Origin of the sequence: Spirosoma sp. SC4-14, assembly GCF_037201965.1 — a bacterium.
In the GTDB taxonomy this organism is placed as follows: domain Bacteria; phylum Bacteroidota; class Bacteroidia; order Cytophagales; family Spirosomataceae; genus Spirosoma.
Map to the genome: position 1 here is coordinate 1332380 of NZ_CP147518.1, position 26391 is coordinate 1358770.

A 26391-nucleotide genomic window follows, 5' to 3' on the forward strand; every position below is an offset into this window, starting at 1 on the left:
GATTTATGATCTTCTCCGTAATTATTCCCACCTATAATCGAAGTGATTTTTTGATAAAATGTTTGGACAGTTTAACGCCTTGCATCCAAATGTTAGATACATCGCAATACGAAGTAATTGTTTCTGATGATGGAGAAGATGGACTCACTAAACAATTAGTAAATGAAGCTTATCCGTGGGTACGTTGGGTTAAGGGGCCTGGCCGTGGCCCCGCATCTAATAGGAATAACGGAGCTCGATTAGCAAAGGGCGAATGGCTGGTTTTTATAGATGATGATTGTATTTCTACGCCAGATTTGTTAATAGGTTATAAGAATGTAATTGATGGTCAAGAAAATGTGCGGGCTTTGGAAGGTAAGATTGTTCCTGATTCATGGGAGAAACTAGATGAGGATATGGCAGAATGCCCAATAAATATTACCGGTGGATGTTTCTGGTCTGCCAATATTTGTTTACAAAAGAGCTTGTTCGAAAGTATATCAGGTTTTGATGAGGATTTTTTTTTAGCCGCTCGCGAAGATCAGGATTTATATCTAAGAATTAAACGAGTATGTGAGGTTGTTTTCGTTTCCGAAGCCGTCGTTATACACCCAGTTAGAATAGCAACTTTTAATCATAAAGTAAAAAATATTTTTAAATCTATTGATAACTGGTTTGTATATGTAAGTAAACATAACTATTTATATGTAAATAAAAATTTGATAAAATTTGCTTTTCATCCTTATACCTACCAGATGCTGGTTAGCGCTAGAAATATGAAATTGAAATCATTTTTTTATAATTTTTTGTATGTCTCTTTAGGTATTCCTTATTTTATCAAGAAAACTATGTTCGAAGGTGAAAAATTAGTTAAGAGATGAAAGTCGCTATATTAACAAATAATTTTCCGCCCGCAGTAGATGGCGTAGGAGACTATTCATTTAATCTGGCTACTGAGTTTAAAAAAAATGGGCATGATGTGTTGGTTATTTGCAAGAAGAATACACATCTATATGAAAATCAATCGGAGGTTTATCCATTTATCAATACATGGAACTTTCAATCCTGCCTGACTCTTAATAAATTTCTTTCTATACATAAACCAGATTGGCTGTTCTTACAATATGTTCCTAACTCCTTTAGTAAGTGGGCAATGCCAATTTGGATACCGTTACTGTTGTTGATGTGTAAGCGATATGGAGTCAAAATCAGTATTACTTTCCATGAGGTATATGTGCGTATGACTTATTGGCCAATTAAATATTGGATAATGGCCTTTATACAGCGAGTCATTTGTTTCTTTTTGTTACAGATAGCAGACGTTATTATTACCAGTATCGATTTCTATAAGTTATTGCTGGAAAAATATTCACGTAAATCTATTCATTTAATTCCTATAGGGTCTAACATTTTACCTGTTCAGGTATCTGATGAAGATATTATTGCAATCCGAAAAGTTATAGCTCCGAAAGATGAAGACATACTAAGCACGTTTGGAATTCGTAATCATAATTTACTAATTAAGGTATATTATGAAGTATGTAAACGTCATCCAGAAACAAAATTGCTGATTTGTGGAAAGTTGCAAATTTCAAAAGAACTGGAACCTATTTACAACCAGATTCGGGATAATGTTTATGAAACAGGTTATTTGCCTAATGCGGAGGTCTACCGGATGTTACGGGCCAGTGATATTTTCTTTTTACCCGATCCCGTAACTAACGTTTTTGAAGGAGGAACCAGTAATAAAAGTACATCGCTGGCTGCGGCTTTGCTGGCCCGGCTACCTGTAGTAGGCACCAGAGGGGATATGAATAACGCCTTGTTGAAACAAACACCAGGGGTGTTTCTGGAAGATGCTTCGCAGCCTGTTCAGATTGCAGAACGCTTACTTAGCATACTTAATAGCCAGCAACAGCCTGAAGCCATTAGCCAGTTTTTTTACCGACATCTGAGCTGGGAAGCCACATACCAACGCTATGTGGATCTATGTTCTTGAAAATCAATTTGAAATGCTCGCTAAGCTATGAATATTTTCAGGCGGATCATCAGATATGGAATATATAGAATCCGCTACATGGCCAATATCACAGTGCCTCAGACCATACTGGCTGCATTACTGCCTAAGCATGTGTTGACCGGACCTTTTTCTGGTATGCATTACATCGCACAAAGCACCGGTAGCGTAATCGTTCCTAAGCTGACTGGTTCTTATGAGAGTGAATTATGGCCAGTACTTCAGGCAGTGCATTATTCAGATTACGATCTCTTTGTGGACATTGGAGCCGCCGAAGGCTATTATGCAGTTGGCGTAACAAAGTATATTTTTCAGAATGCTATCCCGACTGTTGCGTTCGAAGCAACTCCTCGTGGACAAAAGCAAATCCATATGCTGGCCCAACGCAATGGTGTGCAGAATATAACTATTAAAGGATTTTGCGACTGCACTGACCTGCTTGAGGTGCTGTCCAAGAAACGAGGTTTTCTGATTGTAGATATTGAAGGGGGAGAGGCTAGTTTACTTGATCCAGTGGCTCTGCCCGACCTGCTCAATTGTGATATGTTGGTCGAGCTTCATCCTGAACAAGTGGAAGGCGTTAGGTCATTGCTGATGAATCGCTTCAAAAACTCGCATACAGTAGAAGAGATCAATCCAGATACAAAAAAACAACTGAACAACACTGCGCTGCCCCGCTGGACACAACGATTTAGGACTTACATGCTCAACGAATTTAGAGGCAATCAATCCTGGCTGTTTTTTCGGGCTAATAAACGTGTGGCATGAAGTTGGTTTTTTACGCGCCCAATTTTTACCCTATGGTTGGCGGACTAGAGAATGTGGTTATGGATTTAGCTACCGAACTAAGCCAACTGGGCCATTCTATACGTGTGTTAACACTAACCCCTGCCAGAGAGCCTGACGCTTTTTCGTTCGAGGTAGTCAGAAAGCCCGGATTTTGGCAAACTGTTCGACATATACGGTGGGCTGATGCATTTGTGCAATTCAACATTAGTTTGAAAGGCATACTGCCCTATTTATTCGTACAAAATCCTTTAGTATTAACGCACCATAATCTTTATCCAGCCACATCGCTAACTGGTCGCTTAAAATGGGCTGTATCCCGAAGGGCTACTGTGAATATGGGTTGTAGTAAATTTATTGCCCAACACTACAGAAACTGTTATACACTGAGTAATCCATATAACGATACCGTTTTTATCGGCCAAACTAATAAGCAACGATCTAAAGAACTGGTGTTTTTAGGGCGTTTAGTCTCCGATAAAGGAGTGTCTGTTTTGCTACAATCGCTGGCCAAATTACGCCAGCGAACAGATCTTATGCCCACATTGACCATTATTGGCGATGGACCTGAACGCTCATTACTCGAAAAACAAGTACATGATTTGGGGCTGCATCAACAGGTGCAGTTTGCTGGTGTTTTGCAGGGGAAAACATTGGTAGAGGAGTTAAACCAATCCCAGATATTGCTAATTCCGTCCGTGTATGAAGAACCGTTTGGTATTGTTGCGCTGGAAGGTATTGCCTGCGGCTGTTTTGTAATTGGCTCAAAGGCGGGGGGGCTTCCCGAAGCGATTGGGCCTTGTGGTGTTACGTTTCCCATGGAAGATAGCGATGCATTAGCAGACCTGTTGGCTAAGGCTTTACAAGAGCCAGAATGGGTAGAAATGTATCGACAGCAGGCGAGGCACCATCTTGAGCAGCATACCCGACCAATTGTTGCCGCTCGTTTTTTAACAATCATCGAAGAAGCCGTATGGAAGAAGAAGAACTACTGAAGCAGCGGCAAACCTATAACATTCGGTTGCTAACCATTTTCTTTCTCTATGTTACCTTCAATGGGGCTATTCGGAAATGGATATTGACAGACGGTCTGACGGCAAATTTACTACTGGGAATTCAGATCGGGATGCCTGTTCTGTTTGCTCTGCTAGCCAAAACGAAACCTGCCAGCTACTTCACCAGAGTGGTAATGGGGGGCTATAGTCTGCTGTTAATTGCTATGGCATTTAATCCATTAGCTCAAACGCCATTTCATGGGCTAATAGGCTATTTTCTTCATATAGGTGTATACCTCCCATTGCTTGTGTACATGGACGACCGGGAGGCATTCCCGGTAGAGCGGATGAATCGGCTTTTTCTGATCATTATTCTGATAGAACTAGGATTAGGTGTTATTCAGTTTATGTCGCCCGCCAACAGTTTTATCAACAAGTACGTGCGCGATACATCGGAGTCGGGCGGAGTGGCTACGTTATATGCTGTGCAACGGGTGCGTATCACTGGTACTTATAGCTATATCGGCGGCCTTACGGCGCTATTTACATTTTTTGGCTTCTGGGTGTGGGGGTTACGGCTGATGAAAGCATCTGTACTACTTATAGTTACCATTCTGATTGCCTGCGCCGTTATAGCCCCCATGACAGGGTCGCGGGGCTTATTGGCTATGCTCGTCATTCTGGTCGGTTGTTCGTTTCTTTCCACGATTACTGATGTGCGTACTGTTATAGGACTAGCTGGTTTGGGTGGTCTTTTTCTGTTGATAAGTCAGTATATCGATGTTTCGTTGGTGGAGGAAGCTTATGCTGGCATTAACCACCGGATTGTAGCGCATTTAGAAGATGGAGAAACTGAAGATCGGGTTTTTGGTCAGATTCTGGAAATCATTGATTTCCGGGGCGCATATCCACTGTTTGGGACAGGCCTGGGCGGGACCTATCAGGGAGCTAAGGCCCTGTTTGGCGAGTCGATTTATTTGCAGGAGTATGGCTATTATGAAGAAGAACCTGAGCGGATTGTTCTGGAAGGGGGCTTTCTATTATTCTTTGTACGGCTGTTCTTATGGGGGCTATTGGCACGCCGGTCAACAATCCCGGCCTTGTTCGGTGCAATACTGGTATATCTACTGGTCTTTAATTCGGCGACGGTCTATAACGTAAATGTAGTTTTTTACTCCGTGATGGGGTGGATCTATCTGGACCGTAGCTACTACCTACGCCAAAACGATTTGTGATAAATGAGGATAATAGTTACTCATGTAAAAAAACAACATGTAAATCGATTACTGATTGCCTTAGTAAAGCAGGGTTGGCTGACTCAGTTTTATACCGGGTTTGCGGCTAATGCTTATTTACGGCTGAGCCGCCCCTGGCCCAGGTTATTTCATCAGCTGCGGAAGCATGAGTTCATCGGAATTCCTTTAGAACAAATTCGATCATATCCGTTTGCATTTGCAATGGCTAAACTACTTCGTCATGAGTTTGGAATTATGCGTATCGCTTTTCCACTTTTTGACCGTTGGGTTGCCCGGCAGATACGTAGAACTGAGTCGTTTGACATGATTATTGGTTACGAAAATTCTAATCTGATCACGTTTCAGACCGCAAAGCAGTTAGGAAAGGTTACTATACTGGATCTGGCTCAGGTGCATCATAACTTAATCGACAGTATAGGAACGAACTTCAGAATTAATGGCCTTACCAGGGAGCAAACCGAATATATTAATCAACGAAAACAGGCTGCACTGGATGCCACAGACTACATACTAACCCTCTCCAGTTTTGCAACCCAAAGCCTGACCGAAAATGGCATCTGTCGTTCCCGCATTCACGAAGTTAACCTGGGCATTGATGTGCAGAAATTCACACCTGTAGAAAAACCATTGGGTGGCCCATTCAGGGTCCTTTTTGTTGGTGAAGTGTGCTATCGGAAGGGCATCGATTTAGTACTGAAAGTCTTTCGTCAACTAGCTTTACCTGATGCCGAGCTGATACTAATTGGCCCCGTTAGCGATGGTAAGGATTTATTGATGCAATGTACTGGTGCCGTTCGCCATCTTCCATTCCTGCACCACGACGAATTGGTTCGTTATTATCAGCAGGCCGATGTCTTCGTTTTTCCTTCGTATCTGGATAGTTGGGGGCAAGTCGTGCTGGAAGCAATGGCTTGCGGAACACCGGTAATTGTTAGCGAAAATACCGGCTCTAAAGATGCTGTTCTGAAAGGGGGCGGTTTTGTTATTCCTGCGGGCGATGAATCGGCAATGGCCACTAAAATTCTCCATTTCTATACTAACCGCTCGGAAGTTAATCGGCTGGGAGCAGTGGCTCGGCGCGTAGCTGAACAGTATACGTGGGAGAACTACTACCAACAGGTTACAACGGCTTTAGAGGATATTGCCCGTAAAGAAAATATATCGACAGAATGAGAATAACGTATGTTTTCAGGGCTTCCGGTACAGGGCATAGCATTGAAACATTATTCAATGCCATTTATGATGAAGTGAACCAACTTCCATCTTTAACGGCTACGGCTGTTCAGTTGCCGCATATCAGTCGGGGTTTGCGTTCGGTCTGGCAAAATCTTCGGTTTCTGGCGAAGCAAAACGTTGGCGGCTTGGTTCATATTACTGGTGATGTTTATTATGCCGCTCTGGCATTGCCACGGTCGCGCACTATTCTTACCTTTCACGACTGCGTATTACTAGATAAGCATAAAGGCAATCCAGTGCGCTATGCGTTATTCTGGCTACTTTGGTATTACATCCCCATTCGTCGGGCTGCAGTTATAACCGCTATCTCAGAAAAGACACGGCAGGAGCTTATTCATTATGTGGGGAAAGTGGGCAGGAAAATAATGGTAGTGCCTAATGCCTACGCGCCATTTTTTACGTACCAGCCCCGCCGTTTCAATCAGGAAGGCCCGGTGCTGTTGCAGATAGGTACGGCTCCGCACAAAAACATATTACGCCTTATCGAAGCCATAGAGCATTTCCCCTGCCGACTAATTATTGTTGGATCATTGTCAGATAAAATGACAAACAGGCTTCGGGCTCGTCATATAGCGTATGAAAATTATTTGAATCTGAACCAGACAGCTATTATGCAGCTCTACTCAGTCTGTGACATGGTCACATTCGTGTCTCTCTACGAAGGGTTTGGGATGCCTATTCTGGAAGCTAATGCCGTTGGGCGACCTGTTGTTACCAGTAATCGTAGTCCAATGACTGAAGTAGGGGGAAAAGCCGCCTGTTACGTCGATCCTACTGATGTTAGCGCCATTCGTGAAGGTATATTGAAGGTTTGGCACAATTCGGAATATCGCGCTGAGTTGATCCGATATGGACTGGAGAATGCTCAGTCGTACACGGTCGAAAAGGTGGCTGCTCAGTATGAAGTATTGTATGCTAAACTCAGTTCTTAATAGGCGACCCTAAACGTGATAACAAAACCCAAGCTGTTGATTTTTATTGAATACTTTCTCCCCGGTTTCAAGTCGGGAGGACCCGTTCAGTCCGTAAAAAACCTAATTATAATTCTCCAGCCCTACTATTCCATTTTTGTCGTAACACGCGATCGGGATTTTCTGGATACGCAGCCTTATGATGGTATTGCACCGGATACATGGTTATGTAAAGACGGCTATCAGATTATGTATTGCTCGCCAGCGAAACTAACGATGCGTTCGATTTATCGTCTGGTACAGGAACCGTCGTTCGATTTCATTTATGCTAACAGCCTGTTCGGACAGTTTTCGATAAAGCTGCTTTCTATGGCCTGGATAACCGGAAAACGATTTATAATTGCTCCGCGTGGCGAATTACATAAAGGTGCCTTACGGCTAAAGTATTACAAAAAATATCCCTTTTTGCAGCTGATAAAAAGGGTATTTAAGAGCCAGATTAAATGGCATGCTACTGATGAAAATGAGCTAAAAGCAATCCGTTCTTTTTTTCCAAAGTCTCAAATAGGCTTAGTACCGGTCGTGCTTGCCCCTGATACGCCGGAGCAGTTAACACAACGAACCGTAGCCCTTAAGCAAAAAGGTAAAGCCCGGTTCATTTTCGTGTCGCGCATAACGCCTAAAAAAGGACTCGATTTTCTGGCTAATGTACTGAAATTACAAACCGCTGAAGGAATTGAACTGGATATTTATGGACCTATCGACGATCTGAACTATTGGCAGATATGCCAAAAAGAATTTAGCCTTGTTGCTGATTCCTGCACTGTGCGCTATAAAGGGGTTGCTGAGCACAGTCAGATCAGCCGGGTGCTGGCCGATTACGATTATTTTATTCTGCCAACGCGGGGCGAAAACTTTGGCCATGCCATTTTTGAAGCGTTCTCGGTCGGTTTGCCTGTGTTGATCAGCGATCAAACCCAGTGGCGAAATTTAGAGCAGCAACAGGCTGGCTGGGATATACCATTAACCGATCGGCACTGGCTCGATACTATAAAGAAGGCAATGGAGATTGATACGGAAACGTATTCTGTAATGTCTCAAGCTGCTCGTACAGTTGCCGATACATACATGAATTCAGAATCGTTTGCCGAAAAATACCGCCTTCTTTTTTCCTGATTGATACAATCGTGAATAAAGCTACCACGAATGCCATTGATTTTCATACTGAAATTGCCACTGAATTTGATCAGCGATATGCTGTGTCGAAGGCTTTTTCGGAGCGGTTTGCCGTCTGGACTCGTCTCTTTGAGCGGTACATCAGCCCCACCGACAATGTGCTGGATATTGGATGTGGATCGGGCATTTTTAGTCATTATCTGGCCCGTAAAGGATGCTCTGTAACTGGAATCGATGGCTCTCCGGAAATGATTCGGTTAGCCACCCAGAAACAACCACTGACAACCGCTCGCTTTGAGGTTCAGGCGCTGCCACTGACCAATACTACTGGCTACGCTGGGCAGGATGTAGTGATTGCTTCCAGTCTGTTCGAATATATAGCCAATATGCCTGCATTGTTGCAGCAGGTTCGTTTGGTGCTGAAAACCAATGGTTTATTTATCGTTTCGATGCCTAATCAGACCAGCTTTTATCGGCATCTTGAACGATTTATGTTCAGGCTGACTGGCTTCCCACGATACTTTTCCTACATACATAACGTCTCAACGGTGACAAATTTTAATCAGCAGCTTGGTGCATTGGGTTTTGATCTTGTCGAAACGGAGTATTTCGCTGGTCATGATCCGGTATCGCGTGTATTAAAATTCGCATTGCCCAAAAAATACGTCAACAATCTGTTTGTTGGGGTTTACCGGAAACGGTAGACCATTAGCAATGAAGTAGGTACCCACCGTGAAAATTCTGACAATTGTTGGAGCGCGGCCCAATTTTATGAAGGCTGCTCCACTACATCGTGCCTTTTTGCAGCAAGTCACCGTTGAATCGAAAATTGTTCATACAGGGCAGCATTACGATGCGCGTATGAGCGATATCTTCTTCAATCAACTGGAATTGCCCAATCCCGACTACTATCTGGGCGTAGCTACGGGAACGCAGACGGAGCAAATGGCCGAAATCATGCTCAAGTTTGAGCGAACTCTATCTATCGAAAAGCCCGATTGGGTAGTTGTGGTAGGTGATGTGACCAGTACCATTGCCTGTGCGCTGGTTGCCGTCAGGATGGGCGTTCGAGTGGCGCACGTAGAAGCCGGACTGCGCTCCGGCGACCGGCGAATGCCCGAAGAAATCAACCGGATTCTGACCGATTCCATTGCCGATTTATTGTTTGTGACTGAACAGGCGGGGCTCGATAATCTGAAACGGGAAGGCGTGCCCAATGAGAAAATTCACTTTGTTGGCAATGCCATGATCGATTCGCTGGTGTATTATCGTCAAAAAGCGCATGACCTGAATACTGTTTGCCGGTTAGGGCTTACTCCGGGTAGTTATGGACTCATGACCATGCACCGTCCGGCTAATGTTGATACAGAAACGGGCTTGCTGGCTATTGTTGAGATTGCAGAAAAAATAGCCGATCAGCTACCCCTACTGTTCCCTATTCATCCCCGAACCGAGGCCAACTTAACAAAACTGGGCTTAATGGACCGCCTGCGAGCTAGTTCGACCGTGCGCCTGCTTGAGCCTCAAGGCTATCTGGAATTTTTGAATTTGATGGAATATGCGGCTGTTGTCATTACCGACTCGGGCGGTATTCAGGAAGAAACAACCTACTTGCAGGTTCCTTGCCTGACATTTCGTGACTCTACCGAACGGCCCGTTACTGTTGAGTTAGGAACAAATCAATTGCTGGCCGATCTGAACCCTAAAACTGTATCGGAAACAGTCAAAACCATTCTGGCCGGAACCGTCAGAACTGGTTCCATACCGCCCTTATGGGATGGGCAGGCTGCTGGTCGGATTGCTAACATACTCCTGCAAACCGAGCGATAATAAGAAGGCAATCTACCTGTTATCACTCTGTTTATTTCCACCGTAATGAAACAATTGATACAAAACCTGAAAACGGGCGAAACCCTGCTCGAAGATGTGCCGATACCACAGGTTGGCCGGGGGCAGGTGCTGATTCGGACCTGCCGATCGTTGGTATCGTTGGGAACTGAGCGGATGCTGGTTGAATTTGGCCGGGCCAGCCTACTTGCGAAAGCACGGCAGCAACCCGACAAAGTGAGGCAGGTTCTCGACAAAATAAAAAGCGACGGATTGATGCCAACGCTCGAAGCCGTGTTTCGGAAGCTCGATCAGCCACTCCCGCTTGGGTACTGCAATGTTGGAACCGTAATGGCAGTAGGAGAGGCTATAACGGATTTACGCATTGGCGATCGGGTTGTATCAAATGGAGCCCATGCCGAAGTGGTTTGTGTACCCCGAAATCTGGTTGCGCCCATACCCGCCGAAGTTAGCGACGACGATGCTGCTTTTACCGTCATTAGTGCCATTGGCCTCCAAGGCATTCGCTTAATAAACCCTACTCTGGGCGAGACAATTGTTGTGATCGGATTAGGCTTAATTGGCTTGTTAACGGTCGAACTATTGCGATTGAATGGTTGCCGGGTTATTGGGCTGGATGTCGATGAGCCTAAACTCGAACTGGCCCGGCAACTGGGTATCACGGCATTTAATTCGGCGCTGGGAACCGATCCGGTGAAAGCCGTACTTGCCAGTACGAACGGGGTTGGTGCCGATGGTGTCCTGATTACGGCTTCGGCCAAAACAGATGAGCTGGTTGCGCAGGCTGCCCAAATGAGCCGAAAACGCGGGCGTATTGTGCTCGTTGGGGTGGTAGGGCTCAATCTTAGCCGGGCAGAGTTCTACGAAAAGGAATTGTCTCTACAGGTTTCCTGCTCATATGGCCCTGGCCGATACGATGATTTGTATGAACGACAGGGCCACGACTATCCGCTGCCATTCGTGCGGTGGACCGAAAATCGCAATTTTCAAACAATTTTGCAGTTAATGGCCGACGGTCGGCTGAACGTCAAACCGTTTATTACTGAAACAGTACCGTTTGCCGAATTCAATACGATCTACAGCACAATCGATCAGAGGCAATCGTCGCGAATTGCGTCGTTGATGCATTATACCGATTCGGGTCATGTTGCTCCAATAGTTATCCTGAAGGAAACGAGTTATGGCGAATCCAGTGGTACGGTTGGCCTTATCGGTGCGGGTAACTTTACCAATGCAATGCTACTGCCAGCGCTGAAAGCATCGGGTGCCAACTTAAAAACGATTGCAAGTGCAGGAGGGTTGAATGCGACCTTACTGGCAAAAAAATATGGAATAGGCCAAAGTACAACCGATTACCGCCAGATTCTGAACGATCCTGAAATTGACTTGTGCATTATCGCAACCCGGCATAATAGTCATGCCCAGCTAACGATAGAGGCACTGGAGGCACAAAAGCATGTTTTTGTTGAGAAACCACTGGCAATTTATGACGAAGAAATTCAGCCAATAATTCAGGCTCAACAGAAATCGGGCCGCTTCATACTGGTTGGATTTAATCGCCGGTTTTCGCCTTATGTGTTGAAAATGAAGGCGCTATTGGGTGGGCAATGTTCTGGTCAGGTTCCAATGAATGTTGTAGCAACAATGAATGCCGGCACTATTGCGGATAACTCGTGGGTGCATGACCGGGCAGTGGGTGGCGGCAGAATTCTGGGCGAAGCCTGCCACCTGATCGATCTGATTACGTTCCTGACCGGAAGTCGTGTGGTTCGTGTATGCATGAACGCAATGGGCCAACATCCGGCTGAAACCACAGATTCGGCTTCGTTACTCTTACGGTATGCAAACGGAGCAACTGGGGTTGTCAACTATTTTGCCAATGGCCATAAAACCTATGCCAAAGAGCGTGTAGAAGTCTATTCGCAGGAGCGCACGCTGGTTCTTGATAACTTCCGTAAACTGACCGGCTATGGATTTCGGGGGTTTTCGGGCCTGTCGGGACAGCAGGACAAAGGCCATAAAGAACAAATGAAACGCTTGATTGGCCACCTGCGAAGTCGAAATTCGGAAGAAGCACTAATTCCATTTACCGAGCTAATTAATACTACCCAAACAACACTGGGCGCTTTGCATAGCCTGCGCGAAGGTTGTTGGGTAGATGTTGGGGCAATAGGTGTTCTACCCAATCTGGTTTTAGCCCCGACTACATGAGCAGACTAGGGCTTATTTGGCGAACGGTCCGGCATTTGCGTTTCCAGCAGCTATATTATCAGGTAGTTAAGCAATTTCGCGGTCGGGCAAAACTACGCTTTCCAAAACGTGTACCTGCTGGTTATTTTCTGCAGGTGCCTCAGGCCGATAAGCCTGTTTCCTATGCCGGCCGACGATTTACGTTCCTGAACCAGCCCATCGAATTTGATGAGGCCATCGACTGGAACTGTGGGTTGAAAGGAAAGCTCTGGACCTATAACCTGACGTATTTCGATTTCCTCAATCAGCCCACCATAACGATTGAAGAGGGCCTATCCTTAATTCGGGAGTTTATTGCACAGACCAATTCGATCAACGATGGGCTGGAACCTTATCCAACATCGTTACGGATTATCAACTGGATACAATTTCTGAGTAGACATGAGATTACGGATGAACCCATAAACAGACATTTAGCTGCTCAGATTGACCTGGTAAACCGACGTCTGGAGTATCATCTGGCGGGCAATCATTTGCTGGAGAACGGGTTTGCTTTATTAACCGGCGGACTTTTTTTTCGGGATCAGAACTGGTTTTACCGGGCCACCAAGCTGATTCGGCAGGAGCTGACTGTACAAATTCTGGCCGATGGCGCTCATCATGAGCGTAGTCCAATGTATCATCAGATTGTTCTGGATCGATTGCTCGATGCCATACTGGCTTTGCGCGGAAATAACTGGTATGATGATGATACGCTGGTCAGTTTTATGTCGGAAAAGGCAGTCAGAATGCTTTGCTGGTTAAACTCGATAACGTTTTCGAATGGCGATGTTCCATTGGTCAATGACGCATCGCAGAATATTGCGCCGACTACTGCGCAAATTCGGAAAAAGGCTTTACAACTGTTGCCCAGTTATTCAGTGCCAACCCCTGGCAAGGGTATCGATAGTGGCTACCGGATGTTTCGTCGTCAATTTTATGAGCTTTTTATCGACGTTGGCGCTGTTGGACCTGATCATCAGCCGGGACACGCGCACGCAGATACGTTTTCATTTGTGCTGTATGTAAACGGGCAGCCGGTTATAATTGATCCTGGTGTAACAACGTATGAAATTGGTGTACGCCGGAGCTGGGAACGAAGTACGGCCGCTCACAATACTGTTAGCGTAATGGGTGAGAATTCATCGGAGGTATGGAGCGGGTTTCGCGTGGGACGCCGGGCTCATGTAATGCTACAGGATGACACAGTTGATCGGCTATCGGCCTGCCACGATGGATACGGTTTTATTGGTATCAGCCATGAACGATCCTGGTATATAAATTCTAACCGGATTAGTGTATTCGATCGACTTGTAAGTGACCGAAAAAGACACGGAGCATCGATCTCGGGTATTGCCCGACTGTATTTCCATCCGGCTATAGCAGTTACGAAAACCAACGATTCGGTTAGGGCGGGGCCGGTAGAAGTAACGTTCATTTCCGAAAACGTACCCACTTTGTCATTGACATCGTATCCGATGTCGGAAGGGTTTAATCAAGTTCGAATAGGCCACTGCCTTGAAATTGCATTCGAAAAATACCTGAATACTACCGTAACCATTGATGAATGAACGTACTATATTTAACGTTTTACTACGAACCCGATTTATGTGCAGGTTCGTTTCGTAATACTCCTTTAATTCGGGAACTGGCCAGCCAGCTTCAGATGAACGACACGATTCATGTGGTGACAACGCAGCCCAATCGCTATCAGTCGTTCAAACAAATTGCATTACCCTATCAGGAATGGCAATGTGAATCGGGGGCTCGGGTTCGTATTGATCGTGTTGCCGTTCCTGCTCATGCCAGTGGCCTTACCGATCAGATAAGGTCGTTCTGGAGCTACTATCGGGCAGCCCGGCAACTGACAAAAACGGAGTCGTATGATCTGGTGGTGGCCTCGTCGTCGCGATTGTTTACGGCATTTGTTGGAGCGCAACTGGCGCGTCGGCAGAAAAGGCCGTTATTCCTCGATATTCGGGACTTATTCCGCGAAACAATTCTGGAGATGTTCGGCAAGTCTGTTCTGCCGATTGTCCTAAACCCTGCCCTCCGGTTGGTAGAGCAGTATACGTTTGGCTATGCAACGCATATCAATCTGGTTTCGGAAGGCTTTCGGTCGTATTTTGACCCCTATCGGCAGGCGACGTTCAGTTATTTTACCAATGGTATTGACGAGGAGTTTTTAAATCTGCCAGTGTCGGCTCCTCGAAACTCAGGGCGCAAAACAATTCTCTATGCCGGAAATATTGGCGAAGGACAAGGGTTACACAAACTCATTCCCGAAGCCGCCCGATTGCTGGCCGACCAGTATCGGTTTGTGATTATTGGCGATGGAGGGGCAAAGAAAAAGCTGGAGGAAGCCATTCGGTCAAACAAAGTAACGAATGTGGAATTACGGACACCCGTAAACCGGACCACACTCCTGGATGCCTATCAATCGGCTGATTACCTATTGGTTCATTTGAATGACCTTGAGGCATTTCGGCGTGTTTTGCCCTCTAAGCTGTTTGAGTATGGAGCCACTGATAAACCCATTCTGGCGGGCGTAGCAGGCTATGCCGCTCAGTTTGTCCGCACCTATATCGACAACCATATTCTGTTCGACCCCGGCGATGTAACGAGTCTGGTTGTACAATTGAACACTACGCCTTACCGAACCTGTTGCCGCACCCGTTTTGTGGAGCAGTTTCAGCGAAAAACCATTGTGAAGGCTCTGGCAAAGCAGATGCTTAAGACCGCAGCTTATCCTATAAATCACGCTGACGCACCTGCTTTATGACTATTCTGCTGACGGGGGCTTCTGGGTTTCTGGGAAGCCGAATTCGAAAAGAATTACTGGCCAGGCATGTTCTTACAACCCTTGGGCGGCAACCTGTGGGTGAACGGCATATCTATTGCGATTTGGCTGAGCAGGTTCCGAATCTGCAAAATCAGACGTTCGATTATGTAATCAATGCAGCAGGCAAAGCGCATTCGATTCCGAAGAATCGACAGGAAATGGCCGACTACGATCGGGTAAATGTGCAGGGAACAGCCCGACTCTTAACGGCACTGGAACAGATGCCCACATTACCAAAAGCAGTGGTGCACCTAAGCACAGTGTTGGTATACGGTCGGCAGGAAGGCCACCTGCTGGATGAAAGCACAGCCTTACTGGCCAAAGATGCCTATGGACCCAGCAAGGTAAGAGCCGAACAGCTTGTGCGTGAGTGGGGAATGCAACGAAACGTACGAACGGCCATTCTGCGTTTGCCACTTGTGGTGGCCGACCAACCCAATGGCAATCTGGCAGCTATGATGACGGCCATTCGGCGCGGTTATTATGTGCGAATTGGCAATGGCTCGGCACGCCGGAGTATGGTTCGGGCCGACGATGTGGCTGCTGTTGTCGTTCGGGCGGCCGAAGTAGGGGGAGTCTATAATCTTACCGATGGGCGCCATCCAAGCATTCACGATCTCGAAGAGGCTATTGCCCGGTGCGTTGGTCGAACTCATATCCGTACTGTTCCGTTCGGAATGGCTAAACATGTTGCTCGCCTGGGCGATGGCATTAATGCGGTTATTGGCAGAAAATTTCCTCTTGACTCAATTGCGCTGCAAAAGCTGACAAACTCGCTGACCTTTTCCGACCAGGCCGCTCGTCGGTATCTCAACTGGAAGCCCCGCGCTGTACTCGATTGTTTTCAATGACTGTTTCCGACTATATTCTGCTGCTGATTCTATTGGCTGCAATCGAGAGGGGTTATCTGCTTATTGCCCGTCGGGCTGGTATTATCGACAAACCCAACGAGCGAAGTTCGCATACTGAACAAACCATTGTGCGGGGTGGTGGCATTCTGTTTTTGGTTGCGGCCATGCTGGCCTGGGGCTACTACAAAGCCAATGTGCCCTACTTCCTGCTGGGGCTAGGGCTGCTGGCTGCGATAAGTTTCTTCGACGATCTGGTGTCCGTACCAAATCGATATCGGATTGGTATTCAATTTGTCGCTATTGGCCTGTTACTCTATCAGACCAATGTCGTGCCCGATCGGGTTTGGCCAACGTTGTTGGTCGTAATCATTGGCGTTGGAATCCTGAACGCCTACAATTTTATGGATGGTATAAACGGGATTACGGCATTTTACAGCCTTGTTACGGTTGGATCAATCTGGTATGGATTGCGCCAGTTGGTATCGGCTTCGTTCTTAACAGAAGCACTTTTGCCCTTCACGGTTGTAGCCTTAGTTGTGTTTAGCTATTTCAATGCCCGCAGGCAGGCCATTTGCTTTGCCGGAGATGTGGGCAGCATGACACTGGCTTTTATCGTGTTGTTCGCACTGGTCCAGTTCATGCAGGCTGTCCAAACTGGTTTGCCCATTCTGTTTCTGGCCGTGTATGGCGTGGATAGTGTACTGACCATTCTTCATCGTATGCTTCTAAAGCAGAATATTTTTCGGGCTCATCGACTGCACCTGTTTCAGCAACTGGTGCATCGGCTTCGGTGGCCGCACCTGTCCGTATCGGCCTTGTATGCGTTGGTTCAATTGCTAATAAACGGATGTGTTCTCAATGCGCTGGACTGGTTCTGGCCGAACCAGCTTTTGCTGGCTGCCACAATTTTAGGCCTGCTTGGAATCACGTATTTGTTTAGTACGATTAAACTTCGTGATTGATGGCCAGACTGCTGGGATGAATAATGAAAAAGAGTCGACCTTTCCGGGCCGACTCTCACAAATCGTAGGTAAAACCCACCCGAAATTATTTGATGCTTTTGCCGATAGCAATCAGGTTTTCAGGGGTTTGAAGGCCAATGACCTTCTTGATAACTTTGCCATTTCCGTCAATATACAGCAGAGTAGGATACGCTTCGAGCGGATACACCTGCGATAAGGCTGGGCCTTCGCCTTTTTCCATGTCTATTTTTACGTTAATGAACTTGGCATTATAGAAATCGCCAACCGCTTTTTTCGTAAAAACATTTTTTTGCAGCAGCTTACAGGGGCCACACCAACTGGCATAGGCATCCAGAAAAATTACTTTCTTTTCGGCCTTGGCTTTTTTCAGAATATCTTTCCAGGATGCTTCGGTAAACTGAATACCTTCAGGATCTTCTTTAGGAGCTGGTTTGTGATCACCGTACGGAATGGCCTGTGTGGCAGAATAGCCAAATCCGACGAATAGGATGGTTAAGAACCAAATTACTTTTTTCATGCGCTCGAACCGATCTACGGTTATTTTCTGAGTTTCGGATGAATAACGTTTGGGTAGCCTATTTTCGTTTCTACCGGCGTTTTGAATATCCAAATTAATAGGCACTTTCTCAAAAGACAAACTATGTGCCATTTTCCTTAATCTTTCCGACCTTTGCAACCGTTTCAGCCATTATTGTTATGCCCGTTAAACAAGCCGAATTTTTTGTTAGCAACTCCGATCCGGCAAAATGCCCTAAACCCGACCGGCCCGAATATGCATTTATTGGCCGCTCAAACGTGGGTAAATCGTCGTTGATCAATATGTTGACAAGCCGTTCGTCGCTCGCCAAAATCTCTGGCAAACCCGGCAAAACGCAGCTTATCAACCATTTTCTGATCGATAATGAGTGGTATCTGGTCGATTTGCCCGGATATGGCTATGCCCAGGTTAGCAAAACCGAGCGGGAAAAATTTGCGGCTCTCATCGACGGTTATCTGACCAGCCGCCCCAATCTATTGTGTATTTTTGTGCTGGTCGATTCGCGCATTGAGCCCCAGAAACTCGATCTCGATTTTATGTATAACCTGGGAGAGCGTGGGTTGCCATTCGTAATCGTATTCACAAAAACCGAGAAATTAAGCCAGGTGAAACTGAACGCTGCGCTGGAAACCTACCGCGCCAGATTGCTGGAGGTGTGGGAAGAAGCACCCCAGTTTTTTGTTACATCAGCGGTGAAGGCCACCGGTCGCGAAGAGCTCCTGGCGTTTATTCGGCCGCTGAATCAGGAATTTAAAAAATGATTGAATGATTGAATTGTCGAATGATTGAATAGAACTACAATTCAATCATTCGACAATTCAATCATTTAACAACTCTCCATTAATCATTCATTAAAAGGGCAATACGTCGGCCAAAACGGGCGTTACCATTTCAATAAGTCTCTATGGAAGCATTAAAACAAATTGCCAACATTGCTGGTCACAGCGGTCTGTTTCGGATTCTTAAACCAAGCCGAAATGGCGTTATTGTTGAGTCTTTAGATGATAAAAAGGCGAAAACAATGATGGGACCAACGGCACGCGTTTCGGTTCTGAACGATATTTCTATTTATGTCGACACACCCGAACAGTCGGTTCCGCTCGCTACGGTGTTGCTGGCAATTAATGATAAATACGGCAAAACAGTGACCGCCGATCCCAAAGGATCGAATAACGAACTGGCCGATTTTATGGCGTCGGTAGTGCCCGATTATGACCGCGAACGGGTTCGGCCAACCGACATTAAGAAGTTAATTGTGTGGTATGGTATTCTGAGTCAGTATGCGCCTGAGCTATTTGAAAAAACCGCCGACGAAGTCTCGGAACCAGAGTCGACAGAAACAGGAACGGCTGAGACCGAAACCGAAGAAAAAGCTTAATGAGGGTTTTTAATAGCGAGGTAACAGCAAAGCTGGCTGTAGCCTCCAACGTGTAAACCCGGAAAATCTCCATTTTCAGTGAGAACAGAAAAGCCGCGATGACCCTTGGTTTCGCGGCTTTTTAGTCTTTGTGCTGAATTGCCTTCTTGTGAGGTACAGAGGACACAGAACGACTAATTTACAAATTGAACTTCACCCCTGTGTCTGTGTCGACAACAGGTTTTGCCCCATCAAATGGGTATCACATCGACCTCAACCCTGAAGGTATGTTTGCCCGTGCTGAAAATAATCCCTTTCAAAGGCGAAACATCGCCAAAATCGCGCCCCCAGGCTGTTGTAATATGGCGTTCCTGCGGAATGAGGTCGTTGGTTGGGTCGAAATCGCACCAGCCCATTCCAGGAACATAGACCGACACCCAGGCGTGAGTGGCATCGGAACCTTGTAATTTGGGCTTGCCGGGAAGAGGCTGCGTTTCGAGGTAACCGCTGATGTAACGGGCTGCAAAGCCCATGCTGCGCAGGCAGGCGATAAACAGATGGGAGAAATCCTGACATACGCCTTTTCGTTCCCGCAATACCGTTTTTAGCGGAGTATGAATCGTTGTGAAACCCGGCACATACGTAAATTCTGTATAAATTTTATGGCATAGTCGTTTCGCACTTTCATAAAAGGATACCGTATCGGCAAAACAATCGGCTCCAAACCGTTTGATTTCGTCGTCCCACTGAACAAACGGGCTCGGTAGCATATAGTCGAGAAGCATATTTTTCAGGGTACCATCGCTTCGAATTCCTTCTCTGACTTCTTTGTTGGTAATGGGCACAACAGCACTGGCTGACGAATGAGTTTCGAGGGTGCTTTTGGCTAAAATGACGAGTTTGTTATGAGGTTTATGAATGGAGAAATAATGAATTGTATTGTCAAAATAATCTGTGTGAGTATAAATTTCATCAGGAGTTGGATAAATCGACAGCGAAAAATCGGTGCGGGTCTGACGAGACAGATTTTTTGGGGTTACACAAGCCAGACCATGATAGTTATTCACATTCTCGCTATAATCGTACTGGGTTTTATGCAGCAATCTATAATTCATTTTCCAGATCTACGATGGTTTCTGTGATCGAGTGTTGCGTAGCTGTATGATTAAAATACTGGTTGGTTGTATAGTCGGATACCAATAAAATCAAGTTGTACACACGCGATAAAACGATACTTAATTTCTCATAAGCCTGTGTGCTGGGCTCAACGGTTGCAATGTCTGATACGTCAATGAGCTTAATCTGCGTAACGGCTTCCAGAATAGCCTTTCGGGATTTGCTTAGCCGTTCCGACGATTGAGGCAACTGGCTAAGGCTATAGTCGAGCGAATCCAGCAAATAGGATAGCGAAGACGGAATTTGCCGGTCCAGCAGAATCATATCCAGCACATATTCTTTTTCGAAATTGGTCTTGTAGGTAGATCGATAGTGCGATAAGGCAACATGATTCATCAGCACAATCTCCATCAATTCATTCTCAATAAAGGGCTCAGTTTTAATGCTAAAGATAGACCGAAGGATGGTAATCTTCGACAAAATTCGTTCAATCAACTTCCCCGTTTCAAACAGATAGTATCCGTGGTTTCGGGGGATCGATTCGCTAACGATTCCGTAGAACGTGAACAAACTGCTCTGCAAATCATTCAGGAGGTTATGAGTGTCGTTTGGGTTTTGATTGGGGCGAATCTGCTGAAGCTTCTGGTTTATATGCTCAATAACATCAATGGCGCGCCAGGTTACGTTATTCCACCGTTCGCGCACCGAAAGCATGGCTCGCAGAAACGATTGAACGGATGAGGTGATGCTGCCAGCCTGGGTGCTGCTCGCTATATTTTCGGCAATGATTGGATAAGGATTTTTGAAAAACTCTTTATGCTCGTCCGAAAAATGAGGTTCTACCTGAATAAGGCTCGATACCGTTTTCAGCAATATATCGATATGCTGCGTTTTGGTCTGAATGCCAAAATTGCGCTGAAAGCTTAGGGCATTGAGCGTAATCATCAGAAAGCTGGTGGCACTCATGCTCCGCTCGCTGTAGCGAGCGGCCCAATATAGGTTTTCGGCGCTTCGGCTCGGTAGCGACGAATGGGCTTGCTGATAAACAATAGCCGGAACTTTAACCCGTTCCCGAATTATCTCGGCCTCGTTCGACACAATCCAGGTGTCTTTTGAAATGCTGCCGTATTGATTGGAAAACGAAAACCTGTCTTTCTGGATCGAACTGCGCGTTAAGCCACCTTCCATTACCTGATAGCCCGTTGGCGTTGCGGTCAGAAAAGCCCGTATGGCCGCGTAACGTGGCTCAATCCTGCCATCGACAAAAGCCGGTGTTGTTGAGAAACTGACTTCTTCCTGAGCGACATATTCCGTTGGGTTTTGCAAAATCTGAGCGCGAAGCTCCTCCAGTTGCTGAGCTGAGAGCTGTTTGCCATAGACCGAGCGAAAAACCTGTTTTCTGTTGGCCTTTTTTATAATCAGGTTGCCCAGATTGTCCAGCGTGTTCTGGAGTTCCCTGGGCTGGCCACACCACCAGGTTGCCACCGAAGGCAGAATTAGCTCTTCGCTCAGAAAATACCGGCACAACGATGGCAAAAAGGCATTGAAGGCCGAATTTTCGACCGCACTGGTTCCCGGCGGGTTAATAACCATCACATTGCCATTGCGAATAACCTGCAACAGACCCGGTACTCCCAATTTCGAATCGATGCGAAGCTCAAGCGGGTCACACCATTCGTCGTCGATGCGCCGGATAATGATGTCGACCCGTTGTAGACTATCAATAGCTTTAATCCAGACAAACCCGTTTTTAACGATCAGATCGTCGCCCTGAACGAGCGTATAGCCCAGGTAGGAAGCCAGATAAGCCTGTTCAAAATAGGTTTCGTTGTTGGGGCCGGGAGTGAGGTAAACCACATTCAGGTTTTCCGATTTTTCGCGGAAGACTTTAAATATGGATTGCTGCGCCTGGGTGAAAAAAGGCGAAAGCCGACGTACGTGCATATCCTGTGCCAGCTCGGGCATAATTTTGCTGATGAGCACTCGGTTCTCCAGCGCGTAGCCCGACCCCGACGGAGCCTGCGTTCGATTATCAACCACCCACATACGGCCATCGGGACCACGAGCCATATCAGCAGCATACATGATCAACTGGTTTTGGGTAGGGAGTTTTACATCGTGGCAGGATCGGAAAAATCCCGTATTGTTAAAGACCAGTTCGGCCGGGAGTATTCGGTCTTTAATCATCCGGCGCTCACCATAGATGTCGCGGAGAATCAAATCCAGCAATATCGCCCGTTGCTGCAACCCCTTCGATATGGCCTGCCATTCTTTCTGTTCGATCAGGAACGGAATCAGATCCAGTTTCCACGGGCTGTTCAAGCCACCTGGGCGTTGGTAAATATTGTAGGTGACACCGTTTTCCCGAATCTTATTTTTTATTTCCTGCGCACGATTTTCCAGTTCGTTACTGCCAATTTTTTCTAATGCAGAAAATAACTTTCGCCAATGCGGCTTTAAGGTGCCATCGGGTGCTAATACCTCATCATACGAGCTAAGTTTAGTTTGGTATAGGTCTAGCAAACTACGGGTAGGTTCTGAAACCATATTTCTGTTAAATGAGCAGTCTGAAGTCTGTAGTCAGCAGTAGACGCTTATACAAAACCTCTGGATAAAAGTCATACTCCATACTATAAACTTCAGACTATTTTTGATCAGATTGGCAGTGAATGGCCAATTTTATTTTGCCCGCCAGAACCGACGCAGATCGAGCGTATGCGGATAATCCTGGTTGACCAGTTCCAAAGGAGTATCGACCCGAAGGTCTTTCTTATGCTCGGCTACAAATCGGGAGATGGTTGGGGAGAATTTTACCGGCACCGGAATCGCATCTGTTTGCGAAGGTGTATGCCCAAAGCCCCAGAACCGGCTGATTCGGCGCGATTCGGCTTCGTAACTGTTGATTGGATACGTATCGAAGCTGCGCCCGCCCGGATGCGACACAAAATACGTACAGCCACCCAATACCCGGTTGTTCCAGGTGTCGATAATATCCAGTATCAGCGGTGCATCGACACCAATGGTGGGGTGCAATGCCGAGGGCGGATTCCAGGCTTTGTAGCGGATGCCTGCCACATATTCGCCCTTGATGCCCGTACTGCGCAGCGGAACCCGGCAGCCGTTACACAGCAAAATGTGTCGGCCATCCACAAAGCCGCTTACTTTTACCTGTAAACGTTCCAGCGACGAATCGACGAAACGGGCGGTTCCGGCGTTCGACAGCTCTTCGCCCAGCACGTGCCAGGGCTCAATGCCCAGCCGCAATTGCATCTGAATATTATCTACCGTGATGGTGCCGTGATGTGGAAAACGGAACTCGAAAAATGGATCGAACCACGATATATCGAACGGATAACCGGCTGCTTTCAAATCGGTGACCACATCAACCATATCGAGGTAAACAAAATGCGGCAACAGAAACTGATCGTGGAGTTCGGTGCCCCAGCGGATGAGTTTTTTCTTGTAAGGCTGTTTCCAGAACATAGATACCAGCGCCCGCACCAGCAGCGTTTGAACCAGGTTCATGTGTTTATGCGGAGGCATATCGAACGCCCGAAATTCCAGAATGCCGAGCCTGCCCGTCGACGAATCGGGTGAATACAGCTTGTCGATACAGAACTCCGTTCGGTGCGTATTGCCGGTAATATCGACCAGCAGATTCCGGAAAATCCGGTCGACCATCCAGAACGGTACTTCCCGGTCTTCAGGAATCTGATCGAACGCAATTTCAACCTCATACAAACGCTCGTCGCGGCCTTCGTCGATGCGGGGTGCCTGACTGGTAGGGCCAATAAATGGCCCGGCAAACAAATAGCTAAGCGCCGGATGGTGTTGCCAATATGTGATCAGGCTTCGCAATAAGTCGGGCCGTCGGAGTATGGGGCTATCGGCGGGTTTGGCACCACCAATGGTCACGTGGTTACCTCCGCCCGTTCCCGTATGCCGACCATCGACCATGAATTTTTCGGTGCCCAGTCGCGCTAAAAACGCTTCTTCATAGAGGGCTGTTGTATTGTCGACCAGTTCCTGCCAGGAAGCAGCCGGATGCACATTTACTTCAATTACACCCGGATCGGGCGACACCACCAATTTCTGGATACGATAGTCGGAAGGGGGTGTATAGCCTTCTACCCGAATTGGCATCTGGAGCGTTTCGGCGGTAGCTTCCAGCGACGCGATTAAATCCAGATAGTGTTCCAGATAATCGACTGGAGGCAGAAAAACATAGATAATACCATCGCGGGCTTCCAGGCTAATGGCTGTTCGGATCGTATCGACCTCAAATAAAGGTGTCTTCTCGGTTGTGGCCTTTTCGGCCGGTTTCTCGTCGGCTTTGGGTTTTGGCTCCTGCCCAACGGGGGCTCTGTAGGGCGATGTTTCGCTACCATAGCGGCTTTCGACAACCGACTGGTAGGAACCCAGAACGGGTAGCTCTTCGAACAGACTTCGCTCAACGGGCTGTTTTCGGCGATTTTTTGTGACGTGGGGTAACGAAGAGAGTGGAAGCCGCAAACCAATTGGCGAATTGCCTGGTACAAGAAAACAGCTTTTTCGGCGGAATTCCCAGACGCAGCTTACCCACGAATTAGTGTTGCTATCCCATTCTACCGGCAGTACAAAACCGGCCGGATTATTGAGGCCCTTTTCCAGAATACTGGCCAGCGTCCGGCGCTCAATGGAGTCGCTCAGATCAATGTCCAGTGGATCGAGATTAACGGGAATCTTGTTTTCTTCCAGCGCCCAGTAAATAGGATCTTCGTAGGCTGGAGTGATATTATTGACACTAAGTCCCAGGCATCGGGCTAATTCGTTAATAAAAGTTTCGGCTTCTCTGAACGTAAATGAAGTTTGCGCTTCTTTGGCAATGAGATCGTCGTTTTTCCAGATGGGTAGCCCATCTTTGCGCCAGTATAACCCATATTGCCATCGGGGAAAGGGTTCGCCAGGATACCATTTCCCCTGTCCGAAGTGGAGCAGGCCACCGTGCGCAAACCGATTTTTGAGCCGCAAAGCCAGATCGTAGGAGAGTTTGCGTTTTAGGGGGCCATCGGCAGCCGAATTCCACTCGGGCGATTCGTTATCATCAATGGAAACAAATGTAGGTTCGCCCCCCATTGTCATCCGCACATCGCCCGCCTGTAAATCTTTTTCGACATCATCACCTACTTTCAGAATCTGTTGCCACTGATCTTCGGTATAGGGCTTGGTAACGCGCGGATCTTCGAAAATTCGAAAAACCTGGTTTTCATACGCAAACGTTACTTCGCATACATCTGTAGCGCCCGTAACGGGAGCCGCACTTTTGTAGTGGGGAGTGCAGCAGAGCGGAATATGCCCTTCTCCGGCAAACAAACCCGATGTCGGATCGAGGCCAATCCAGCCCGCTCCCGGAATATAGGCTTCGGCCCAGGCGTGTAAGTCGGTAAAATCAGCTTCGGGTCCCGACGGCCCATCCAGCGACTTGACGTCGGCGGTGAGTTGAACCAGATAACCCGATACAAAGCGGGAAGCAATGCCTAAATGCCGCAGAATCTGCACCAGCAACCAGGCCGAATCGCGGCAGGAACCGCTTCGTATGGTCAGCGATTCTTCGCACGATTGCACTCCTGGCTCCATTCTGATGTTATAGGCAAGCGTCTGATTTAGCCGTTGGTTAAGATGAACCAGATAATCGACCGTTGGTGTAGCTTCGGCAATGGTGTTCTGCACGAGCCATTCGTTAAGTAACGGGCCGTTCTCTTTGATTTCCAGGTAGGGCGTTAGCTCTGTTTGCAGGTGTTCGTCGTAGCGGAAAGGAACCGTTTCGGCATATTCTTCAATGAAGAAATCGAACGGGTTAATAACCTCCATCCGGGCTAATACTTCTACCTCGATCCGTAATTCCTTCGTTTTTTCGGGAAATACAACCCGGGCCTGGTAGTTGCCAAACGGATCTTGCTGCCAGTTTATAAAATGATTTTGGGGGAAGATTTTAAACGAATAACTCTCTATGGCTGTGCGTGAGTGAGGAGCCGGACGAAGACGAAACACATGAGGAGAAAGCCCAACCAGACGATCAAATTTGTAGGTTGTTTTATGGGAAATTGCAACTTTAATAGCCATACTGAAGAGTGATACGGAAGGACCTTTTATGAAAGGAGATTAGCAGGTTAAAGTTATCTCTATATTGTATTTTGCCAACTTTTTTTGGGTTTTTATTGGATTAAGTAAAATATTATTTGTTATAATGCAATTGTTGCAGCATGTGGGCTTTCGGCTGGAGATTGTATTG

The 26391-nt window shown here is 46.8% G+C and carries 21 protein-coding genes; 17 read left to right on the forward strand and 4 right to left on the reverse strand.

The window, feature by feature from the left end; translation table 11 throughout:
- Nucleotides 1-5: 5 nt before the first annotated feature.
- From WBJ53_RS05525 to WBJ53_RS05595, 15 genes are all read left to right on the forward strand, one after another.
- The gene (locus tag WBJ53_RS05525; RefSeq protein ID WP_338875059.1) at nucleotides 6-860 is read left to right on the forward strand and encodes a glycosyltransferase; all 855 of its coding nucleotides are present in this window, start codon (nucleotides 6-8) and stop codon (nucleotides 858-860) included.
- Entirely contained in the window at nucleotides 857-1978 is a 1122-nt protein-coding gene (locus tag WBJ53_RS05530) for a glycosyltransferase family 4 protein (protein ID WP_338875060.1), read from the forward strand. Before WBJ53_RS05525 ends, WBJ53_RS05530 begins: the two co-directional genes overlap by 4 nt.
- Nucleotides 1979-2056: 78 nt before the next feature.
- Nucleotides 2057-2764 carry a hypothetical protein gene (locus WBJ53_RS05535; RefSeq protein WP_338875061.1) on the forward strand — a complete coding sequence of 236 codons (708 nt, stop codon included), beginning with the start codon at nucleotides 2057-2059 and terminating at the stop codon, nucleotides 2762-2764.
- A gap of 59 nt (nucleotides 2765-2823) precedes the next feature.
- Entirely contained in the window at nucleotides 2824-3777 is a 954-nt protein-coding gene (locus WBJ53_RS05540) for a glycosyltransferase family 4 protein (protein ID WP_338875062.1), read from the forward strand.
- Nucleotides 3756-5012 carry a hypothetical protein gene (locus tag WBJ53_RS05545; protein ID WP_338875063.1) on the forward strand — a complete coding sequence of 419 codons (1257 nt, stop codon included), beginning with the start codon at nucleotides 3756-3758 and terminating at the stop codon, nucleotides 5010-5012. The genes WBJ53_RS05540 and WBJ53_RS05545 overlap by 22 nt, the downstream gene beginning before the upstream one ends.
- 222 nt (nucleotides 5013-5234) lie before the next feature.
- A complete protein-coding gene (locus WBJ53_RS05550; protein WP_338875064.1) occupies nucleotides 5235-6206 on the forward strand; it encodes a glycosyltransferase family 4 protein in 972 nt (323 codons plus the stop codon).
- Complete coding sequence (locus WBJ53_RS05555; RefSeq protein WP_338875065.1) at nucleotides 6203-7201, forward strand: glycosyltransferase family 1 protein; 999 nt, start codon at nucleotides 6203-6205, stop codon at nucleotides 7199-7201. The genes WBJ53_RS05550 and WBJ53_RS05555 overlap by 4 nt, the downstream gene beginning before the upstream one ends.
- Before the next feature lie 15 nt (nucleotides 7202-7216).
- Entirely contained in the window at nucleotides 7217-8356 is a 1140-nt protein-coding gene (locus tag WBJ53_RS05560; RefSeq protein WP_338875066.1) for a glycosyltransferase, read from the forward strand.
- An 11-nt stretch (nucleotides 8357-8367) separates the two neighbouring features.
- Nucleotides 8368-9060 carry a class I SAM-dependent methyltransferase gene (locus WBJ53_RS05565; protein WP_338875067.1) on the forward strand — a complete coding sequence of 231 codons (693 nt, stop codon included), beginning with the start codon at nucleotides 8368-8370 and terminating at the stop codon, nucleotides 9058-9060.
- A gap of 28 nt (nucleotides 9061-9088) precedes the next feature.
- Entirely contained in the window at nucleotides 9089-10186 is a 1098-nt protein-coding gene (gene wecB / locus WBJ53_RS05570) for a UDP-N-acetylglucosamine 2-epimerase (non-hydrolyzing) (protein ID WP_338875068.1), read from the forward strand.
- A 45-nt stretch (nucleotides 10187-10231) separates the two neighbouring features.
- Complete coding sequence (locus tag WBJ53_RS05575) at nucleotides 10232-12415, forward strand: bi-domain-containing oxidoreductase (RefSeq protein ID WP_338875069.1); 2184 nt, start codon at nucleotides 10232-10234, stop codon at nucleotides 12413-12415.
- Nucleotides 12412-14004: an alginate lyase family protein gene (locus tag WBJ53_RS05580; RefSeq protein WP_338875070.1), complete on the forward strand. Its 1593-nt coding sequence runs from the start codon at nucleotides 12412-12414 to the stop codon at nucleotides 14002-14004. The genes WBJ53_RS05575 and WBJ53_RS05580 overlap by 4 nt, the downstream gene beginning before the upstream one ends.
- Nucleotides 14001-15215, forward strand: coding sequence for a glycosyltransferase family 4 protein (locus WBJ53_RS05585; RefSeq protein WP_338875071.1), 1215 nt, complete (start codon nucleotides 14001-14003; stop codon nucleotides 15213-15215). Before WBJ53_RS05580 ends, WBJ53_RS05585 begins: the two co-directional genes overlap by 4 nt.
- The gene (locus WBJ53_RS05590) at nucleotides 15212-16126 is read left to right on the forward strand and encodes an NAD-dependent epimerase/dehydratase family protein (RefSeq protein WP_338875072.1); all 915 of its coding nucleotides are present in this window, start codon (nucleotides 15212-15214) and stop codon (nucleotides 16124-16126) included. The genes WBJ53_RS05585 and WBJ53_RS05590 overlap by 4 nt, the downstream gene beginning before the upstream one ends.
- Nucleotides 16123-17088, forward strand: coding sequence for a hypothetical protein (locus WBJ53_RS05595; protein ID WP_338875073.1), 966 nt, complete (start codon nucleotides 16123-16125; stop codon nucleotides 17086-17088). Before WBJ53_RS05590 ends, WBJ53_RS05595 begins: the two co-directional genes overlap by 4 nt.
- An 85-nt stretch (nucleotides 17089-17173) precedes the next feature.
- Here the strand turns inward: WBJ53_RS05595 and WBJ53_RS05600 are convergent, their stop codons facing one another.
- Nucleotides 17174-17626 carry a thioredoxin domain-containing protein gene (locus WBJ53_RS05600; RefSeq protein ID WP_338875074.1) on the reverse strand — a complete coding sequence of 151 codons (453 nt, stop codon included), beginning with the start codon at nucleotides 17624-17626 and terminating at the stop codon, nucleotides 17174-17176.
- A 179-nt stretch (nucleotides 17627-17805) separates the two neighbouring features.
- On the opposite strand from WBJ53_RS05600, the gene yihA reads away from it, so the two are divergent.
- Both yihA and WBJ53_RS05610 read left to right on the forward strand, forming a co-directional pair.
- Nucleotides 17806-18408, forward strand: a complete 603-nt coding sequence (gene yihA / locus WBJ53_RS05605) for a ribosome biogenesis GTP-binding protein YihA/YsxC (RefSeq protein WP_338875075.1) — start codon at nucleotides 17806-17808, stop codon at nucleotides 18406-18408.
- Nucleotides 18409-18551: 143 nt separating this feature from the next.
- Nucleotides 18552-19025, forward strand: coding sequence for a DUF5606 domain-containing protein (locus WBJ53_RS05610; protein WP_338875076.1), 474 nt, complete (start codon nucleotides 18552-18554; stop codon nucleotides 19023-19025).
- Between the two features lie 230 nt (nucleotides 19026-19255).
- Here the strand turns inward: WBJ53_RS05610 and WBJ53_RS05615 are convergent, their stop codons facing one another.
- The 3 genes from WBJ53_RS05615 to WBJ53_RS05625 all read right to left on the reverse strand — a co-directional run bounded on the left by WBJ53_RS05615 (nucleotide 19256) and on the right by WBJ53_RS05625 (nucleotide 26222).
- A complete protein-coding gene (locus WBJ53_RS05615; RefSeq protein WP_338875077.1) occupies nucleotides 19256-20119 on the reverse strand; it encodes a transglutaminase family protein in 864 nt (287 codons plus the stop codon).
- The gene (locus WBJ53_RS05620; protein ID WP_338875078.1) at nucleotides 20109-22667 is read right to left on the reverse strand and encodes a circularly permuted type 2 ATP-grasp protein; all 2559 of its coding nucleotides are present in this window, start codon (nucleotides 22665-22667) and stop codon (nucleotides 20109-20111) included. The genes WBJ53_RS05615 and WBJ53_RS05620 overlap by 11 nt, the downstream gene beginning before the upstream one ends.
- Before the next feature lie 132 nt (nucleotides 22668-22799).
- Entirely contained in the window at nucleotides 22800-26222 is a 3423-nt protein-coding gene (locus WBJ53_RS05625; RefSeq protein WP_338875079.1) for a transglutaminase family protein, read from the reverse strand.
- Between the last annotated feature and the right edge of the window lie 169 nt (nucleotides 26223-26391).

Coding starts and splice junctions, on each gene's coding strand:
- WBJ53_RS05525 (WP_338875059.1), top strand. CDS start 6: ATGATCTTCTCCGTAATTATTCCCACCTATAATCGAAGTGATTTTTTG.
- WBJ53_RS05530 (WP_338875060.1), top strand. CDS start 857: ATGAAAGTCGCTATATTAACAAATAATTTTCCGCCCGCAGTAGATGGC.
- WBJ53_RS05535 (WP_338875061.1), top strand. CDS start 2,057: ATGGCCAATATCACAGTGCCTCAGACCATACTGGCTGCATTACTGCCT.
- WBJ53_RS05540 (WP_338875062.1), top strand. CDS start 2,824: ATGGATTTAGCTACCGAACTAAGCCAACTGGGCCATTCTATACGTGTG.
- WBJ53_RS05545 (WP_338875063.1), top strand. CDS start 3,756: ATGGAAGAAGAAGAACTACTGAAGCAGCGGCAAACCTATAACATTCGG.
- WBJ53_RS05550 (WP_338875064.1), top strand. CDS start 5,235: ATGGCTAAACTACTTCGTCATGAGTTTGGAATTATGCGTATCGCTTTT.
- WBJ53_RS05555 (WP_338875065.1), top strand. CDS start 6,203: ATGAGAATAACGTATGTTTTCAGGGCTTCCGGTACAGGGCATAGCATT.
- WBJ53_RS05575 (WP_338875069.1), top strand. CDS start 10,232: ATGAAACAATTGATACAAAACCTGAAAACGGGCGAAACCCTGCTCGAA.
- WBJ53_RS05580 (WP_338875070.1), top strand. CDS start 12,412: ATGAGCAGACTAGGGCTTATTTGGCGAACGGTCCGGCATTTGCGTTTC.
- WBJ53_RS05585 (WP_338875071.1), top strand. CDS start 14,001: ATGAACGTACTATATTTAACGTTTTACTACGAACCCGATTTATGTGCA.
- WBJ53_RS05590 (WP_338875072.1), top strand. CDS start 15,212: ATGACTATTCTGCTGACGGGGGCTTCTGGGTTTCTGGGAAGCCGAATT.
- WBJ53_RS05595 (WP_338875073.1), top strand. CDS start 16,123: ATGACTGTTTCCGACTATATTCTGCTGCTGATTCTATTGGCTGCAATC.
- WBJ53_RS05600 (WP_338875074.1), bottom strand. CDS start 17,626: ATGAAAAAAGTAATTTGGTTCTTAACCATCCTATTCGTCGGATTTGGC.
- yihA (WP_338875075.1), top strand. CDS start 17,806: ATGCCCGTTAAACAAGCCGAATTTTTTGTTAGCAACTCCGATCCGGCA.
- WBJ53_RS05610 (WP_338875076.1), top strand. CDS start 18,552: ATGGAAGCATTAAAACAAATTGCCAACATTGCTGGTCACAGCGGTCTG.
- WBJ53_RS05615 (WP_338875077.1), bottom strand. CDS start 20,119: ATGAATTATAGATTGCTGCATAAAACCCAGTACGATTATAGCGAGAAT.
- WBJ53_RS05620 (WP_338875078.1), bottom strand. CDS start 22,667: ATGGTTTCAGAACCTACCCGTAGTTTGCTAGACCTATACCAAACTAAA.
- WBJ53_RS05625 (WP_338875079.1), bottom strand. CDS start 26,222: ATGGCTATTAAAGTTGCAATTTCCCATAAAACAACCTACAAATTTGAT.